Genomic DNA, 17,557 nt, shown 5'->3' on the forward strand with positions numbered 1-17,557 from the left:
GGACGTCAACGGGGTTGCCGGGCAGCAGAAGACGCGCGGCGGGCTCGGTGACGTCCGGTCCGGCCCTACAATGGGCGCCGTGCGCCGGCATCGCCACCGACGCCCACCGATCCACCCACGGCGCCTGCCGCTCCGTTCACACGAGGTTTCCCATGGCCATGCGAGCGACCCGACCGACCGCGCCGACCGTCCGTATCCGGCGCGCGCTTGCCGCGGCGGCCGCCATCGTCGTTGCGACGGCCGGCGCCGCGGCCGGGCACGCGCATCGTGCGCCCGCGCCGCGCTCGGTCGCGGCAACGCACCGCGCCGTCGTCGATGGGCGGCTGACGGCGGCGCTGGCCGCGGGGCGGCCGGTCGCGGCGCTGGCGATCCTGGAAGCGCAGGCCGACGTGCAGGCGGCGGGCGCCCTCGCCGACAAGGCGGCCAAGGGCCGCTACGTGTTCGATCGGCTCGTCGAAGTGGCCGAGGTCACGCAGCGGCCGCTGCGTTCGTTGCTCGCGCAGCGCGGCGTGCCCTATCGTCCGTACTACATCGTCAACGCCGTCGCGTTCGAGGCGGACGCAGCGACCGTGGCGGTCGTCGCGGGGCAGGCAGGCGTGACCGGCATCGTGATGATGCCGACGTTCCGCATCGATCCGTCATGGACGGTCGACGCGGCGGGCGACATGGCAGTCGACGCGCGCGATCCGGCGGCGCCCGACGGCACCCTCGAGGTGGCCGTCGCGGAGCGCAACATCAAGGCGATCGGCGCCGACAAGGTCTGGCGCCAGGGCTATCTCGGTGCCGGCGCGACGGTCGCCATCATCGACACCGGCGTGAACGCTCGGCACCCGGCGCTCGCGCAACGGTATCGGGGGCGGGCGGAGGGGGACGACTACAACTGGCTCGATGCCGTCGCCGGCCAGAACGCGCCCGTGGACGTGAACGACCATGGGACGCATGTGGCGGGCATCGTGCTCGGCAAGCAGGGCAGCCGCGAGGTCGGGGTGGCGCCCGAGGCCGAGTGGATCGCGTGCCGGATCTTCGCCCAGGACCGCGGGACGACACAGGCCATTCTGGAATGCCTGCAATGGGCCCTCGCCCCGACGAAGCGCGACGGCTCCGCGCCGCAGCCGGACCGCGCGCCGGACATCGTCAACGCGTCCTGGGGCATCTTCGGGCGGCTGTTCTGCGACAACCCGTTCCCCGGCGAGGTCGCGATCCGCAACCTCGTCGCCGCCGGCATCCTGTTCGTCGCCGCCAGCGGCAACGACGGCCCGCGCTGTGGCAGCGTCTGTCCGCCGGCCTCGCTCATCGATGCCTTCGCCGTCGGCAACTACGACGACGAGCGGCGGAGCATCGCCGACACATCGAGCCGCGGCCCGTTCGTCCAAGGGGCCGTCGAGCGGATCAAGCCCGACGTGGCCGCACCGGGCGAGAACATCACCTCGACGGTCGGCACGAGCGGCTTCGGGATCAAGCAGGGCACGTCGATGGCCGCGCCGCACGTCTCCGGTGCGGCCGCGCTCCTGATCAGCGCCCGGCCGGCCCTCAGCGGTCGGCCGGGCGAACTCCGGGCGATCCTCGAAGAGACGGCGGACCCGGTGAACGCCGACCAGTGCGGCCCGTCCGGCGCGCGCGCGTTCAACAACGCCGCCGGCCACGGCGTGATCGACGTCGAAGCCGCCGTCGCCGCCGCCCTTTCCCTGCCGACCGCCACCCCGACGGCCACCGACGCGCCGCGCCCGACGGCCACCGCCACGGCAGCGGCCACCGCCACCGGTGTGCCCTCGGCGACGGCGCGCGCCACCACGACGCCCGCGCCAACGACGCCGGGAGCGACGACCTCCGCTGTGGCCACGGCCACCACGGAATGGACGCCAACGCCGCGCCCCTCCGTGCCGCCACCCACCGCCACGCGGTCGACCCCCGGGATCCCGGTTGGGCGCCTGTGGCTGCCGCTCCTGTCCCGCTGAAGAGCGGAAGAGCTGAGGACCTGCGAGGCGGCAGGCTGTGATTTGTGCCTGAGGAGGATTGGGTTACTATTTGATCGTATCGGCTTTGTCCGGTCGCCCGCCTGCCCTAGAATACTCCATCAGGTTGTGCACGGCCCCGGATCGTGTACGGCAGGGGCGGTCGACGGCAGCGTCGGCACCTCGCCAGCAGTTGGCGGACCCTACATGGCCCGCTCATGGCCCGCTTGCCAAGACATGCCGTGAGAGACGCTCGAGGGGGTGTGTGTGTTCAGGCAATTGCCCAACGATGTGCGTGCGTTTCAGGACTGGTCTTGGGTGCAGATCGCGCCGTACTACGCCGATCTGGCGGCGCGTCCGCTCACGGCCGGCAGCCTTGAGTCCTGGCTGGCGGACTGGACACGGCTGAGCTTTCTCATCTACGAAACGGGTGCGCGGCGCCACTTGGCGCACACCCAGGACACGACGGACGCGGTCGCCGAGGCGGCGTTCTTCCGCTATCTGGACGAGATCCGCCCGCCCGCGGCCACGGCCGAGCAGGAACTCAAGCTCAAGCTCCTCGCGTCGGGCCTTTCCTTGGAGGGATTGGCCGTTCCGCTGCGCAACCTCAAGGCGGAGGCCGACCTCTTCCGCGAAGTGAACCTGCCGCTGCTCGTCGAGGAGTCCAAGCTCGGCAGCCGGTACGACAAGATCATCGGCGCGCAGACCGTCGAGTGGGAAGGCAAGGAGATCCCGCTGCCGCAGCTCCGACCGGTGCTGGCCGGCACGGACCGCGCCCAGCGCCACGCCGCGTGGCAGCTGATGAGCCAGCGGCGGTTGGCCGATCGGTCAGCGCTCAACGACCTCTGGCGCGAACTGCACGCGCTGCGCCAGCGGATCGCCGCCAACGCGGGCCACCCGGACTACCGCAGCTACATCTGGCAGGCCAAGCAGCGGTTCGATTACACCCCGGCCGACTGCGCGACCTTTCACGACGCGATCGAGGCGGTCTGCGTCCCGGCCGCGACGCGGATCTACGATCGCCGTTCCCGACTGCTCGGGCTCCCGGCGCTCCGTCCGTGGGACCTGACGAATGGCGAGTTCAGCCGACCGGCCGACATGCCGGGGACACAGCCCCTCAAGCCTTATCGGGACGGCGGCGAGCTCCTGGACAAGAGCGCCGCGATCCTGGACAAGGTGGACCCGAGCCTCGGCGGTCAGTACCGGATGATGATTGCCGAGGGACTGTTGGACGCCGAGAACCGCAAGGGCAAGGCGCCCGGTGGCTATTGCACGTACTTCCCGGTGGCCAAGCGCCCGTTCATCTTCATGAACGCCGTCGGCCTGCACGACGACGTCCAGACGATGCTCCATGAAGCGGGCCACGCCTTTCATGCCTTCGCCTCGAGCGATCTCCCGTTCGCGCCGCAACTCGAGTCGCCGATGGAGTTCAACGAGGTCGCCTCGATGGCGATGGAGTTGCTGGCGGCGCCGTACCTGACGGCCGACCATGGCGGGTTCTACGATGTCGGCGGCGCCGCGCGTGCCCGGATCGAGCACCTCGAGAGCACGATTCTGTTCTGGCCGTACATGGCAGTCGTCGACGCGTTCCAGCAGTGGGCCTACACCCATCCCGAAGGTGCCGAGCCGGACGCATGCGACGCGCAGTGGCGCGCCCTGGTGCAGCGCTTCATCCCGGCGATCGACTTCGACGGCCTGGACGACGTCATGGCCACCGGCTGGCACCGCAAGCTCCACATCTTCAACGTCCCGTTCTACTACGTGGAGTACGGCCTCGCCCAGCTCGGTGCGGCCCAGGTCTGGCGCAACAGCCTCACCGACCACCCGCGCGCCGTGGCCGACTATCGTTCAGCGCTTCGCCTTGGTGGAACGGCGACGCTCCCGCAGCTCTTCGCCACGGCCGGTGCGCGCTTCGCGTTCGATGCCGGGACGCTCGGTGAGGCGGTGGGGCTGATCGAGCGGACGGTGACGGAGCTCGGGGCGGTGGCATAACGCTGCGGCGCCCCCGGCGACGGGACGACGGCGAGCCCGTCTGAGCCGCGGGCAACAACTGAGCCACGGACAACAACAACTGAACAACGCGAACAACAGCGCGCCCGGTCCGTGAAGCGGACCGGGCGCTGCCGTGTACCCCCGGCACGGCTCGAACGTGCGACCTACTGGTTCGAAGCCAGTTGCTCTGTCCACTGAGCTACGGGGGCGTGGTTCGGCGATGATAGCATACGGCCGGACGGGGGATTCGGATCGACGTCCGGGGCCTTCGCCGAGGGTGGCCTGCTGGGCCGCCACGCGCCTGCCTTCGCAGGCGCCGGACCGTTGGCCGCGTCGATCATTGTCGTCGGCTCCGTCGCCGTCGCCTCCGCAGGCGCCGTCGCGGTCATCGTCGCTGTGGCCGTCACCATTGCTGTGGCCGTCACCGTCACCGTCACCGTTGCCGTCGCCGTCGCCGTCGGCTGCGGATCGTGCCTGACCAGCGGCAAGTAGGCGCGCCCGGCGGGCGGTGTCGCCGTGTCCGTCGGCGGGATGTCCGTCGGCGTCGGCTCGTCGGTGGGCGTGGCGGTGCGGGCGGGTGTCGGCCGCGGGATCGTGGCGGTTGGGGGCAACGTCGGGCGCGCGGTGGGCGTCGGGTAGCTGAGGTCCGGCTCCCATGTCAGGGCGACGTTGTCGAGGAACACGCCGCCGCCCGGCGGTGCGCCCGCTGGTGCCGCGGCCGTCCACTCCAGCGTCCAGGCGGCGCCGCGCAGGTCGTACACCGCCGCCGGGTTGCGGACGTCGACGAGGTTCCGCAGGTCGAGGTAGCGCTGGGGGGACGCCCACGCGCCGGTGTCGCCCGTCGCGCCAAAGATCGGCACGCGGTCGACGGCGCCGCCGGGTCGGGGCACGTGGAGCCAGACGACGAGCCCGGCGTCCTCCGCCGCACCGAGACGAAACCAGACGTCGAAGCCAAGCTCGAGGCGGTTGGCGGCGCCGGCGGCCCGGAGGTCGAGGTGCAGGAAGGCGGTGGACGAGGCGCCGGGCGGCACGGCGGCGTCGCACGGCGCGTCGGGTGACGTTCCGGGTGGGGCGAAGGCGCGCAGGCCGCGCCGACCGCCGAGCGCCTGGCAGCCGGAGGTGCGCCACGTCGTGGCGGCGGCGGGCACCGTCCAGACCGTGGGGTCCGGCCACGCGGCGGCTTCGAAGTCGTCGAGGACGAAGCGGACGTCGCCCAGGCGTGCCGCGGCGGCCGGCGTGAAGGCGAGGGCCGCCACGGCGGCAACGGCGGTCCAGCGTGCCGCCGAGCGCGGCCCGCGTGGGCGGGCACCGTAAGCTTGGGCGCGCGCCAGCAGCCGCTCGAGCATCGAGCGTTCCTCCGGCGCGCAGCGCTTCGACCGACCGTCCATCGCCCGCTATCCTAAGGGACGCGTCGGGGCCGAGGCAACCTTCACGCCTCGTGCGGCGTTATACCCGTCGTGCCGGTGGCGCCGGCACGGTCCGCTGGGCAACGTCTGTCCGATGGCCGATGTTCGTCCGATGGCCAGCGTTCGTCCGATGGCCCGGGTCCGATCGACTCCTTCCGATCGCAACCTATCGCAACGTCAGGATGCCGCCATGAACTTCCGTGACCGCCCGCCGTTCCGAGCCGCGCCGCGATGCACGCCGAGCGATCGGCCACGACGCCGCACGCTGGCCGTCGTCGGCGCGCTCGCGCTCATCGGCGCGCTGGCCACCACGCTGTCCGCGTTCGATGCGGCCGCGGCGCAGGGGCAGGCGCAGGACTCGTGCAGCTTGGCCGTCGACAAGACGGCGGCGCCGGGGCGGATCTGGCTGGGCGAGGAGGTCACGGTCACGCTGTCCATCACGGGCAGCTGCACGGCGCGCGAGATCAAGTCCGACGTCGTGCTCGTCATCGACCGCTCGCGCTCGATGCTCAGCGCGGGCAAGTTCGTCGCGGCGCGCGCGGCGGCCAAGAACTTTATCGACCGCGCCGACCCGAACCTGATCCAGATCGGCATCGTGGCGTTCGACGACGTGGCCGAGTCCGTTCACTTCCTGTCCACGGACAAGACTGCCCTGAAGGCGGCGGTCGACGGGATCTCGCCGGACACCGGCACGAACCTCGTCGACGGGCTGGACGAGGGACGGAAGATGCTCGCCAGCGCCGGGCGCCGGGCGGACGCGCGGCCGGTGATCATCTTCCTCACGGACGGCCGCCACTCCGTCGGCTCGCCCCCGATCACCGACCTGCCGCGCGTCGTCGCCGACGTCCGCGCGGCCGGCATCCTGGTCTACACGATCGGCCTCGGCAACGACATCGACGAGTCCAACCTGCGCCAGATGGCCAGCGACCCGACGAAGTACTTCCGCTCGCCGACGGCGGCCGAGCTCGAGGCGATCTACATGCAGCTCGTCGGCACGATCAGCGCCACCGAGCTGATGAAGGAAGCGTTCATCGTCGACGAGCTGCCGGCCGACATGACGTTCATCCCGGGCAGCGGCCAGCCGGCCGAGCCGACCGTCAGCCCGGACGGCCGGACGCTGACGTGGCGCCTGGTGTCCGTGGCGATGCCGCCGCCGATGCTCTCGCTGTCCTACCGCGTGCGGCCCACCCGAACCGGCACCCGCCCGACGAACGTCGAGGCGCGCGCCGACGTCACGGACGGCTTCAGCAAGCGCCAGACGCTGCTGTTCCCGGTGCCGTCCGTCCTCGTCCTCGCGCCCGTCACGCCAACGCCCCCGCCGACCGCCACGCCGCCGCCGGCCGGCGCGCAGTGCGTCTGCCGCGTGACGCGCAACAAGGTGCCGCAAGCCGTCATCGACGCGGCGCTGGCCGACCCGTCCAAGGTGTATGGCTGGCAGCAACCCCTGAACCCCAACGTGCCGGGCCCGGTGCTGCCGCAGAACCCGCCGCGGACGTGCCTTGACCTGTTGAACCGCGGGGTGCAGTACCACCCGTTGTTCAACAGCGTGATCTGGCGGGCGGGGTGTTTGATCGGGCCTCCGTAGGCGCCATCACGCCCTCTGGTACCCTGCCACCACCCCCTCATACTGCCCCACCAGCCGCGCGTTTTCCGCGGCCCACCCCCGCGTCCGCGCGTACGCGTTCGCCGCGGCCGCCAGTCGCGCGCGTTCGTCCGGCGCGTCGAGCAGCTGGCGCACGACGGCGGCCAGGCTGTCGCGGCTCTCGGCGCGGAACAGACGGCCGGTGATGCCGTCGCGAACGTGCTCGAGCACGCCGCCGGCGTCCGGCACGACGACGGGCAGGCCGCTGGCCAGCGCTTCAAGGACGACGTTGCCGAGCGTCTCGTTGGCGCCGGGGAACACGAAGATGTCGGCCGCGGCATAGGCCTCGGCCAGCGGGATGCCGGAGCGGAAGCCGGTGAAGACGACGTTGCGGCCGGCGAAGGTGCGTTCGAGGGCCGGGCGGGCCGGGCCGTCGCCGACGACGGCGAGGCGCGCTTCGGGGCAGGCGTCGAGGGCGGCGGTGATCCAATCGATCCGCTTCTCGTTGGACAGGCGGCCGACGTAGGCGAGGAGCGGGGCGTCGGGGTGGCCGCCGGAGAGCTCGGCGCGCACCTCGGCGCGGCGGCGGTGCGGGCCGTAGAGGTCGGTGTCGACGCCGCGGCTCCAGATCGCGACGTTCGGGAAGCCGTGGGCCACGAGGTCGGCGGCGGTGGTGTGGCTGGGCGCGAGGTTGAGCGCGGCCTGGCCGTGGCCCCACTTGAGCATCCGCCACAGCGTCGGCGCCAGCCAGCCATGCCCCCAGCGAGTGGCGAAGCCGGGGATGTCGGTGTGGTAGCTCATGACCATCGGCAGGCTGCGCCGTCGGCCGTAGCGGATGCCGATCAGACCCGTGGCAACGGGGCCGGCGATGTGCAGTACGTCGGGCGCGAACGCGTCCAGGACCGGGTCGATGTTGTGCCAGGGCGGGGAGAGGCGCAGCTCCGGGTAGAGCGGGAACGGCATCGCCGGCAGGCCGACGACCTCGGCGCCGGCGTAGCGCGCCGGCAGGCCGGGCATGCGCGGCGTGACGACGAGCGCCGGGATGCCGACGGCCTCGAGGTGCCGTAGCACGTGCCCGAGCGTGTGGGTGATGCCGTCGATCTTGGGATGGAAGACCTCGGTGAACAACGCGATGCGCATGCGGTGGAAATCGTCCGATCCGTGGTGTGTTGCCCGGCCCAGTGGTGCGCCGACCGGTCAATACGGCAGGGATGCCAGGACGATCGCCGCCACCCCGACGGCCGTCCCGGCGACGACCTGCCGCGGCGTGTGTCGACGGAGCACGACGCGCGCCCACCCGACGGCTAGCGGCAGCGCGAGCCAGAGTGCGATGTCGGCGCCGACGGCTCCACTGGTGCCGGCCATCGCGCCGCCGGCGGTGATCGACATTCCGGCGGCAGCGCCGGCCGCGGCGCCGTGCAGGCTGATCTTCCAGCGCAGCGTCACCGCGCATAGCAGCGCCAGCAGCGCGCTCCACGCGACGCCGAACGCCACGAGCGTCGCCGGACCGCCCAGGTTGGCGAGGACGGCCGTGGACACGACGGCGCACAACGTGGCGACGGCGAACGGCAGGTGTCGCTGCCGCCTGTCGGACAGATCGAAGTCGACGACGCGGCCGGCCCGCACGAGCGCGGCCACGACGAGCGCCGGCGTGACGACGGCCGGCAGCGCGAACATCGCCGCCCACGCCCAGGCCCGCGGCACGGGCGAGCCGTCGATGACGCGCGCGAGGAGCACGAGGGCCACGACGGGCGGGCAGGCGATGCGCGAGATCCAGACGGCGGTGTGGCGGGACGCGGCGCGGAGCGCGTCGGCGTGCGGGGCGCCGGCATGCGGGGCGCCGACGATTCCGTGCGGCGGACGTGGAAGCGAGACGGCTGGGAAGGGCCAGTGGGGTCGTACGCTCATGACGTCGAGCGTAGTCCGGGCGGGTTAATGGGGCGGCGCGGCGTGGTTAATGGGCGGCGGCAGGGACGTTAAGGATGCTCACTTGACAGAACGGGGGCAGGAAGCGTGCGGTCGAAGACAAGGCTCCCCTACCGCCGCCCCCAAAACGCCCCCGCCGGACAAGGCAACCGCACCGCGATCGAGCTGTAAATCCCCGCCAACGCCTCCGCATCCGGCGCCACGAACGCATCCGCCGGCCGGCTAGCGATCGCCCGCAGCGCGTCCACGTCCAGGTCGTACCCGACGCCCACGGTGAACACCGTCACGCCCGCCGCCTTGGCGCGCGCCGCCTCCGCCACCGCCACGTCCGCCGGCACCGGGTTCGCGCGGCCGTCCGTGAGGACGATCATCGCCGCGGCGTTCTCGGCCCTGCGCCGCGCCGGGTCGGCGAGCGCTTCGGCGGCGACGGCGACGGCGCGGTCGAGGCGGGTGAGGGATGCCGTGGTGATGGAGGCGAGCGCGGCGTCGAGGGCGGCGCGGTCATCGGTCAGCGGCTGGAGGAGCCAGGCGTCGCTGTTGAACGTGACGATCGCGGCCTGATCGCCCTCGGCCAGCCGGAGCGTGCCGAGGAACGTGCGGGCGGCGTCGACGGCGGCGGCGAGCTTGGTGCGGCCGGCGGCGGTGGGCTCGGTCATGGACGACGAGGCGTCGATGGCGAGGGCGATGTCGACGTGGCGCTCGGTGGGGGTGCAGGATTCGGTGAGGGCGAGGGGGAGGTAGACGGGGGCGGGGAGGGGTGTGGGGGTCGCGGGGAGGGTCGGCGTGGCGGTTGGGAGGGGTGACGGGGTGGCGGTGGCGCGATGGGACGGCGTGGGCGTTGGGGTGAGCGTGAGGGTGGTGGGATGCGGTGGGAGGGGGCGTCGGGGAGGGCGGGGGGGTGAGGAGGCCGTTGGCGGTCCAGATGTCGCCGGGGAGGTTGTTGCGTACCGTTGAGGCGATGAGCATGCGGCGGAGTTCAAGGCGACGACCGCCATCCAGTACTTCGATGACGGCGAAGTCGCCATCGCCATTCTCTTCGGACGAGGCGGCGATCAAGTATTGACCACTGGCGCTCCAGGCAACGGACAGTGATGGCCCACCGGGCGCGCGCGTGAAGGCGCGATCACCAGGATAGATCATCGTGTAAGGAGCTCGAATCGGAAGTCGGGCAATCTCACGGGCGATATACGGTCGCTCAGCATCGTAGGCGCGGTCCGAAGGTGACATTTCGACAAGTTCGTACACGGCAACGATCGTGTTGGCATGAACAGCCAGGAGGCCACGGTTCAACCACGCATTGTTGAACGCTACGCCTCCCACATACTTGAAGTCCGGTGCAAGTGGCACAGTCTGTGCGGTGCGGCTCACAATGTCGATCGCCGCGATGTTTCCGGCGAATTGGCGATTCGTTACGACTAGGTTGCCGCGCGCGTTCAATGTGGCATGGAGGGCAGGTAGGGATCTGCCATGGCCATAGTAGAAGTGTGGCGGCGAGACGGCGGTCGGGAACGGGATGGGTTCGGCAAGTTCCGACCAAGTCGCACCATCCATTGACTCAATCGTTCCTCCGTCCGTCATGATGATGACGTGATCATCGCGCCCAGTGGGCAGAATCTCGACGGCGAGGTGTTCCGTGCGCGGACTGGCGCTCACTGTATCGAGGTCTGGACGCGATCCCCCTGTACTGCTGAATCGGATGCGGTCGATGCCGTAGGGTGGCTGCGGAATCAAGACATAGCCCTCGGGGCTAACCGCGTATCCTGCTCTGGCGGCAAGAAACGAACCATCAGGCATCGATGAAATCGCACCATACGATGCAAAGTCAGGGCCGCGCACACGGCCCTCAACAAAGCGACCAGACGAACTTGTGTCCGCGTTTGCAACGATAGCAAACGGTGAACAGGACTTGCTAATGTCGACTTGTTCTTCGCCAAACCCAAGTCCGCAACCAGAACCAGTTCCCGCGACGATTGTCGAAAGATCGGCCACGGCTGCCATTCGTCCAAGAATATTGTACGTCTCTCCGCGAAAAATGAGTGCCCCGATGTCGATGTTGTGAATAGTAATGGCTGACATTCCATCATCGGGACGCATGTTTGGATAAACATGGTCGTCGATTAGCACCACCGCGCTCAGAGGATCAATGTATGTTTGAGCTCCCGCAATAGTCTCCGCCGCAAATACAATAGATGCAACCCATGCTCCGACAAGAGCGAGGGCCGATGAGAGGTCAAGTCTAAGGCGGCACTTTCTCACGACAATTCCCCGCGACGGCTAGGTAATGGTGGCAGTGAGCCTCACATTCGCCCACTGCCACCATTACCCGTCAACGATTAACCATGACTGGCCTACAAGGTGTGAGCGGGTGCCCGTTAGTTGTAGATGATGTCCACTTGGGGGCCGCTGGCGCCTGCACACGAGTATGTGCATTCGAACGCACCACTATCCGTCGTGCCGAACGTTTGACTGACCGGGCTGACTGATGTTCCTTCGGAGCAGAGCAAAGCGTCGATCTGGTTGCCGTCATCAACGCTCGTCGTCTCGTACTCCACACGCGACAGATAGCCGTTTACCTGTGGCTGGCAAGAGATGCTGCCGAACACCCCGTTGATCTTCGCCAGATCCACAACCAACTCGTAGCCCCAGCTGTTGTCGATGCTCATCCCGCTTCCGCAGCCGTATGTGGCGCAGACAGTCACGCCGTAGATCGGGCCGGTAGACGAGTTGCAGCCGGTGCATGACGCCGACCAACTGTCGGTGGAGTCCGACCAGTCAACATCCACGGTTACCTGGGAAGATGTGGTCGTTTGGCACCTGCAAGGTAGAGTCTCAAGCAATCGAGAGTCCCAATAGCCGGTGATTGTCCAGGACTCGCCCGTATCCGGCTCCACGGCGACCACGTCGTCTCCGCCCACTTGGTCGTAGTGGATGACATCGATTGCGGACACCTGGCGGCTAAAGTTGACGCAGTCATTCTGTCCGCAGTACTGTGCGTGGGCGACGTGCGGTGCCAGCGCCACCATCACGGCCGCGGCCACCGCCGCAAGGCCAACACTAACGCGAATGGGAATCAGCCGACGCGATGTGCGTCCGATCGGGGGCGGGGAGGAAATAACGGTAAACAACATGATCCACTACCTCCTGATTGAGCGGCCTGTAGGGGGCAGACCGCCCGGCGGGTTGCCGGAGGCGTGTACTTTGCCGTCACGGCGGTGGGGAATCCCGCGGGGATGGACGGGGCCAGTCTACCCGGCGATCAAACGCATGTCAATGGCCTTCCAAGAACTCGCGACACCGACACGACAGCCACTCCTGCCTTACCGATACCATCGTTGCAGACCGGGGACATTGGCTCGATCCGCCCTGTAAGTTGCTTCCTCCGTCGCACAGCGAGGCGCTACCGCCTTCCCCAAAACACCCCCACCGGACAAGGCAGCCGCACCGCGATCGAGGCGTAAATCCCCGCCAGCGCCTCCGCATCCGGCGCCACGAACGCATCCGCCGGCCCGCTCGCGATGGCCCGCAGCGCGTCCACGTCCAGGTCGTACCCGACGCCCACGGTGAACACCGTCACGCCCGCCGCCTTGGCCCGCGCCGCCTCCGCCACGGCCACGTCCGCCGGCACCGGGTTCGCACGGCCGTCCGTTAGGACGATCATCGCCGCGGCGTTCTCGGCCCTGCGCAGCGCCGGGTCGGCGAGCGCCTCGGCGGCGACGGCGATGGCGCGGTCGAGGCGGGTGAGGGAGGCCGTGGCTATGGAGGCGAGCGCGGCGTCGAGGGCGGCGCGGTCGTCGGTCAGCGGCTGGAGGAGCCAGGCATCGCTGTTGAACGTGACGATCGCGGCCTGATCGCCCTCGGCCAGCCGGAGCGTGCCGAGGAACGTGCGGGCGGCGTCGACGGCGGCGGCGAGCTTGGTGCGGCCGGCGGCGGTGGGCTCGGTCATGGACGACGAGGCGTCGATGGCGAGGGCGATGTCGACATGGCGTTGGGAGGGGGTGCAGGATTCGGTGAGGGCGAGGGGGAGGTAGATCGGGGCGGGGAGGTGCGTTGGGGTGGCGGTGGCGGTCGATGATGGAACGGTGGTCGGCGTGAGAGTTGCCGGCACGGGAGTCGGTGTTGGTGTATCGGTCGCGGTTGGCGTCAGCGATGATGTCCGTGTTGGTGTGGGGGACGAGGTGGGCGTGGCCGAGGGGCCGATTCGGCCATTGGCGGTCCAAATGTCGCCGGGGAAACTGTTGCTCGTGGTCGATGCGGCGAGCATGCGTCGCTGCTCGAGGCGGTGGCCGTTGTCGAGCACCTCGATGACGGCGAAGTCGCCGCCACCGACTTCTTCGGACGAAGCGGCAATGATGTACTGGCCGCTTGTGCTCCACGCGATGGAGTACGACGGGCCCATTGGGGCCTCAGTCAAGGCCCGTGAACGCCACCACTCGGCGTCGAACGGCCGTCCGATGGACAGACGTGCCACTTCACGCGCAACGTAGGGACGCGCGGGCTCAAACAATGGATCGCCAGCCGGTACTGCGGACAGTTCATACACTGCTATGAAGCTGTCAGCGTGTACTGCGAGCAGATTGCGATTCACCCAGCCATTGTTGAACGCGACGCCGCCCGTAAACGGAATGTCGGGCGCTAGCGTTGCCGTCTGTGCGGTGCGACTCTCCAAATCGATGATGGCGATGTTACCGGCATTGAGGCGATTGGTCACGACGAGTCGTTCGTTGCCATTCATCGTGGCATGAAGTGCTGGAAGCGGTCGTCCGCGGCCATAGTAATGATTGTCAGGCGCGACAGCAGTCGGAAAAGGGATCGGGGGATCAATTTCGATCCAATTCGACGCATCCCTTGATTCTATCATGCCGCCATCGGTCATGATAACAACGTGGTCACCTTGTGCCTTGGGTAGAATCTCAATCGCAAGGTGGTCCATCTTTGGGCTAGAGCTCAACAACACCTTCTGAGGGCGATTCCCTATCGGCCGTCGAAATCGGACCCGGTCGATACCGTACGGCGACTCAGGCACCAGTGCGATGAATCCGGCGTCCACTTGACGGAAAGCGGCCCTGGCGAGCACAAACGATCCGTCGGGCAATGTGGCATTACCACCAAACCCGGCGAGGTCCCTGTCGAACAAGCGGGCGTCGGAGTATGGCGGATGGGACCCGGGACTGGCATCGGCAACGACGGCGAATGGAGAGCATGTGATGTCCATTACAGGCAGTTCGCGCGGGCGCCAGCCACAACCTTCTCCAGACCCAGCCACGATCATCGAAAGATCCTGAGTTGCAGACACCCGCCCAATTCCAACATACGATCTTCCACGAAACGTGGACACACCCGTTGGAATGTCATGGATCGTAATGGCTCCTTCGCCCTCACCATCACGCGCTTCGGGATGCATGGTGACGTCGATGAGCACCACTGTATCAACAGGATTCACATCAACAGGGCTATCTGGCGACTGAGCCCTTGCGTGATCAACAAGATGATGGAGAACTTGACCCATACACAAGATTGTAAACATCCACGAAACAAAGACTGATGTATTCTGTCGACTCTTATGCACGCTACTTACTCTCCCCAAGTAGATGGCGGCCGCGGAGGCTGGACGCCAAGCAAGCCTGCCCCCGCGGCCGCACACTCATCTACTCACATCGGCACGTCCAGACGCCGGTACGGTGCCCAATTCAGTCATACACGATGTCGACTTGTGGCCCGCTCGCCGCTCCGCACGAGAATGTGCACTCGAACGGGCCGGAGTCGGTAGTGCCGAACGCTTGACTGACCGGACTGACGGCAGTGCTCTCGGAACAGTACAGAGTGTTGATCTGGTTACCGTCGTCCACGCTGGTGGTTACGTACACGACGCGGTTGAGGAACGACGGGTTGGAGCCCCCGCCACAAGTGGACCCATTGTTTTCATCGACGCTCACGACTAGTTCGTAGCCCCAACCGTTGTCAATGCTCATGCCGCTGCCGCACCCGTACGTACTACAGATGGCGACTCCGCGCACTGGCCCAGCGAACGCATTGCAGCCAGTGCATGTGGCCGACCAGCCAGTGCTATCTGACCAGTCCACCGCTACATACACGACAGCGTTGCTGACAGCATCGCAGTCACACCAAATCGGATCACTGCCGAGTTGGTTCCAATACGCCGTTATCGTCCAGTGTTCGCCCGTGTTAGGCTCAACGGGTACAACCTCAGTATCGTCGATCTGGTCGTAGTGGATGACGTCGATGGCAGACACTTCGATTACAGCGGTTGAACAGTCATTGCGGCCACAGCCACCCTGAGCGTACGCGGCCTGCGGTGCCAGCGCCGCCATCACAGCTGCGGCCACCGCCGCAAGGCCAACGCTAACGGGGATGGGAATCAGCCGACGCGACGTGCGTCCGATAGGGGGCGGGGGAGGGGATATAACGGTGAACAACATGATCAAGTACCTCCTGATACGGCGGCCTGATTGGGGGCAGACCGCCCGGCGGGTTTCCGGAGGCGTGTACTTTGCCGTCACGGCGGTGGGGGATCCCGCGGGGATGGACGCGGCCAGTCTAACCGGCGATCAAGCGCTTGTCAATGGCCTTTCAAGAATTCGCGACACGGAAACGACATCACTTCCTGTCTTTCGGAGGCTTCCATGGGAGACTGCGGAAATTGGCTCGATCCGCCCCGAAAGTCGCTTCCTCCATCGCAAGTCACTCACCTACCGCCTTCCCCAAAACGCCCCCGCCGGACACGGCAACCGCACCGCGATCGAACTGTAAATCCCCGCCAGCGCCTCCGCATCCGGCGCCGTGAACGCATCCGCCGGCCCGCTCGCGATCGCCCGCAGCGCGTCCACGTCCAGGTCGTACCCGACGCCCACGGTGAACACCGTCACGCCCGCCGCCTTGGCCCGCGCCGCCTCCGCCACCGCCACGTCCGCCGGCACCGGGTTCGCGCGGCCGTCCGTGAGGACGATCATCGCCGCGGCGTTGCCCGCACTGCGCCGTGCCGGGTCGGCGAGCGCCTCGGCAGCGACGGCGACGGCGCGGTCGAGGCGCGTGAGGGATGCCGTGGTGATGGAGCCCAGCGCGGCGTCGAGGGCGGCGCGGTCGTCGGTCAGCGGCTGGAGGAGCCAGGCGTCGCTGTTGAACGTGACGATCGCGGCCTGATCACCCTCGGCCAGCCGGAGCGTGCCGAGGAACGTGCGGGCGGCGTCGACGGCGGCGGCGAGCTTGGTGCGGCCGGCGGCGGTGGGTTCGGTCATGGACGACGAGGCGTCGATGGCGAGGGCGATGTCGACGTGGCGTTGGGAGGGGGTGCAGGACTCGGTGAGGGCGAGGGGGAGGTAGATGGGGGCGGGGAGTGGTGTTGGCGTGGCGGTGAGGGAAGGCGTGGCGGTGGGGAAGGGCGATGGGGTGGCGGTGGCGAGGGGGGAAGGCGTGGGCGTTGGGGTGAGCGTGGGGGTGGGGGATGCGGTGGGCGTGGGCGTTGGGGAGGGCGGGGGGGTGAGGAGGCCGTTGGCGGTCCAGATGTCGCCGGGGAAGTTGTCGCGGGTGGTGGATGCCGTGAGCATCCGGCGGTACTCGAGCGTGCGCCCGTCGTCCATTACCTCGATGACCGCGAAATCGCCATCGCCGGTGTCCTCCGATGATGCGGCGATGAGATAGCGACCATCCGCGCTCCAGGCGATCGAGTACGCCGGGCCAAAGGGCGCGACGGTGAGCGCACGAGTTCGAAGCCAACTGGAGTTGATGGGCCGCCGAATGCTGAGTCGGGATAGCTCCGCGGCTTCGTACGGCCGCGCGGGATCGTACGAAGCATCGCTCGTCGGAACGGGAGACAGTCGGTATACAGCCACGTACTCGTCCGCGTGGACTGCCAGCAGATCATCGTTCAGCCACGCATTGTTGAATGCGACGCCGCCTGCGAATCGGGCGTCTGGCGCCAATGTTACGGTTTGAGCAGTGCGTGCCACCAAGTCGACAAGAGCGATGTCGCCGGCAATCAGTCTGTTGGTCGCGACGAGGCGCTCCTCGGAATTCATAGTTGCGTGGAGAGCGTGGATTGGGCGTCCCTTTCCGTAAGACATGTGATCGGGAGCCGTGGCCGTTGGAAATGAGATTGCTGCACCCATCGGCGACCAAGTATCGATGTTGAATGACTCGATGGTGCCGCCATCTGTAAGCACAATAATCGTTTTGTCATCTCGAGTAGGTAGAATTTCTACCGGAAGATGATTTAGGTTGGAACTTGAGTCGACTCGTTCAATTTGCGGATAGTTGGAAATCGGACCCTTGAATCGTATGTGATCGAGGCCAAATGGTGGCTTCGGAACGACGACATTAAACGGAATGTCGTGTCGAATCTGCTGTCCGGAACGAGTCATTATGAAGGTGCCATCAGTCAGCGCGGCAACGCCGCCGAACGGTGCATAGTCACGGTCGCGTGAACGGCCATCCACAAGGCGCGAAGATGAATCCAGCTTCCACTCTGCCAGGAGCGCGAATGGTTTGCACCTTTGGTCGAAGTCCCCTGCCCAAGTGGCCTCATCGACTCGAAACCCACAGCCCTCGCCCGGCCCGGCGATCAGCATTGACAAGTCGCTGGACGCCGCCATCCTTCCTAGTCCAAGATACGATCGTCCGCGTACAAGCGATTCGCCGTTATCCACATTGTGAATCGTCAGCGCCCCTTGTCCATCATATGGCCG

Annotated in this window: 12 protein-coding genes and 1 tRNA gene; 6 read left to right on the forward strand and 7 right to left on the reverse strand. The window is 67.7% G+C overall.

What is annotated here, in order from left to right:
* Positions 1 to 152 precede the first annotated feature (152 nt).
* Both IPG72_04710 and IPG72_04715 read left to right on the forward strand, forming a co-directional pair.
* A complete protein-coding gene (locus tag IPG72_04710; GenBank protein ID MBK6768322.1) occupies positions 153 to 1,955 on the forward strand; it encodes a S8 family serine peptidase in 1,803 nt (600 codons plus the stop codon).
* Between the two features lie 264 nt (positions 1,956 to 2,219).
* Entirely contained in the window at positions 2,220 to 3,944 is a 1,725-nt protein-coding gene (locus IPG72_04715; protein ID MBK6768323.1) for a M3 family oligoendopeptidase, read from the forward strand.
* 136 nt (positions 3,945 to 4,080) lie between these two features.
* Here IPG72_04715 and IPG72_04720 read toward each other — a convergent pair.
* Positions 4,081 to 4,153, reverse strand: a tRNA-Arg gene (locus IPG72_04720).
* 115 nt (positions 4,154 to 4,268) lie between these two features.
* Between IPG72_04720 and IPG72_04725 the strand changes: the two genes are divergently transcribed.
* From IPG72_04725 to IPG72_04740, 4 genes are all read left to right on the forward strand, one after another.
* Entirely contained in the window at positions 4,269 to 4,436 is a 168-nt protein-coding gene (locus tag IPG72_04725) for a hypothetical protein (protein MBK6768324.1), read from the forward strand.
* A 398-nt stretch (positions 4,437 to 4,834) separates the two neighbouring features.
* Complete coding sequence (locus IPG72_04730; GenBank protein ID MBK6768325.1) at positions 4,835 to 5,002, forward strand: hypothetical protein; 168 nt, start codon at positions 4,835 to 4,837, stop codon at positions 5,000 to 5,002.
* On the forward strand, positions 4,953 to 5,258 hold the full coding sequence (locus IPG72_04735; GenBank protein MBK6768326.1) for a hypothetical protein: 306 nt from the start codon (positions 4,953 to 4,955) through the stop codon (positions 5,256 to 5,258). Before IPG72_04730 ends, IPG72_04735 begins: the two co-directional genes overlap by 50 nt.
* Before the next feature lie 282 nt (positions 5,259 to 5,540).
* The gene (locus IPG72_04740) at positions 5,541 to 6,935 is read left to right on the forward strand and encodes a VWA domain-containing protein (GenBank protein ID MBK6768327.1); all 1,395 of its coding nucleotides are present in this window, start codon (positions 5,541 to 5,543) and stop codon (positions 6,933 to 6,935) included.
* A 6-nt stretch (positions 6,936 to 6,941) separates the two neighbouring features.
* Here the strand turns inward: IPG72_04740 and IPG72_04745 are convergent, their stop codons facing one another.
* From IPG72_04745 to IPG72_04770, 6 genes are all read right to left on the reverse strand, one after another.
* Complete coding sequence (locus IPG72_04745) at positions 6,942 to 8,072, reverse strand: glycosyltransferase family 1 protein (GenBank protein MBK6768328.1); 1,131 nt, start codon at positions 8,070 to 8,072, stop codon at positions 6,942 to 6,944.
* A 57-nt stretch (positions 8,073 to 8,129) separates the two neighbouring features.
* Positions 8,130 to 8,840: a hypothetical protein gene (locus IPG72_04750; GenBank protein MBK6768329.1), complete on the reverse strand. Its 711-nt coding sequence runs from the start codon at positions 8,838 to 8,840 to the stop codon at positions 8,130 to 8,132.
* 128 nt (positions 8,841 to 8,968) lie between these two features.
* On the reverse strand, positions 8,969 to 9,514 hold the full coding sequence (locus IPG72_04755; GenBank protein ID MBK6768330.1) for a VWA domain-containing protein: 546 nt from the start codon (positions 9,512 to 9,514) through the stop codon (positions 8,969 to 8,971).
* Positions 9,515 to 11,230: 1,716 nt separating this feature from the next.
* The gene (locus tag IPG72_04760) at positions 11,231 to 11,986 is read right to left on the reverse strand and encodes a hypothetical protein (protein MBK6768331.1); all 756 of its coding nucleotides are present in this window, start codon (positions 11,984 to 11,986) and stop codon (positions 11,231 to 11,233) included.
* Between the two features lie 269 nt (positions 11,987 to 12,255).
* Positions 12,256 to 13,788, reverse strand: coding sequence for a VWA domain-containing protein (locus tag IPG72_04765; GenBank protein ID MBK6768332.1), 1,533 nt, complete (start codon positions 13,786 to 13,788; stop codon positions 12,256 to 12,258).
* Between the two features lie 1,777 nt (positions 13,789 to 15,565).
* Positions 15,566 to 16,705 carry a VWA domain-containing protein gene (locus IPG72_04770; protein ID MBK6768333.1) on the reverse strand — a complete coding sequence of 380 codons (1,140 nt, stop codon included), beginning with the start codon at positions 16,703 to 16,705 and terminating at the stop codon, positions 15,566 to 15,568.
* Positions 16,706 to 17,557 lie beyond the last annotated feature (852 nt).

Origin of the sequence: Candidatus Avedoeria danica, assembly GCA_016703025.1 — a bacterium.
In the GTDB taxonomy this organism is placed as follows: Bacteria; Chloroflexota; Anaerolineae; order Epilineales; family Epilineaceae; genus Avedoeria; species Avedoeria danica.

Bases quoted from the DNA above. Each gene is read 5' to 3' on its own strand.
- IPG72_04710 (MBK6768322.1), top strand. From the start codon at position 153: ATGGCCATGCGAGCGACCCGACCGACCGCGCCGACCGTCCGTATCCGG.
- IPG72_04740 (MBK6768327.1), top strand. From the start codon at position 5,541: ATGAACTTCCGTGACCGCCCGCCGTTCCGAGCCGCGCCGCGATGCACG.
- IPG72_04755 (MBK6768330.1), bottom strand. From the start codon at position 9,514: ATGACCGAGCCCACCGCCGCCGGCCGCACCAAGCTCGCCGCCGCCGTC.
- IPG72_04760 (MBK6768331.1), bottom strand. From the start codon at position 11,986: ATGTTGTTTACCGTTATTTCCTCCCCGCCCCCGATCGGACGCACATCG.
- IPG72_04745 (MBK6768328.1), bottom strand. From the start codon at position 8,072: ATGCGCATCGCGTTGTTCACCGAGGTCTTCCATCCCAAGATCGACGGC.
- IPG72_04765 (MBK6768332.1), bottom strand. From the start codon at position 13,788: ATGGACCACCTTGCGATTGAGATTCTACCCAAGGCACAAGGTGACCAC.
- IPG72_04750 (MBK6768329.1), bottom strand. From the start codon at position 8,840: ATGAGCGTACGACCCCACTGGCCCTTCCCAGCCGTCTCGCTTCCACGT.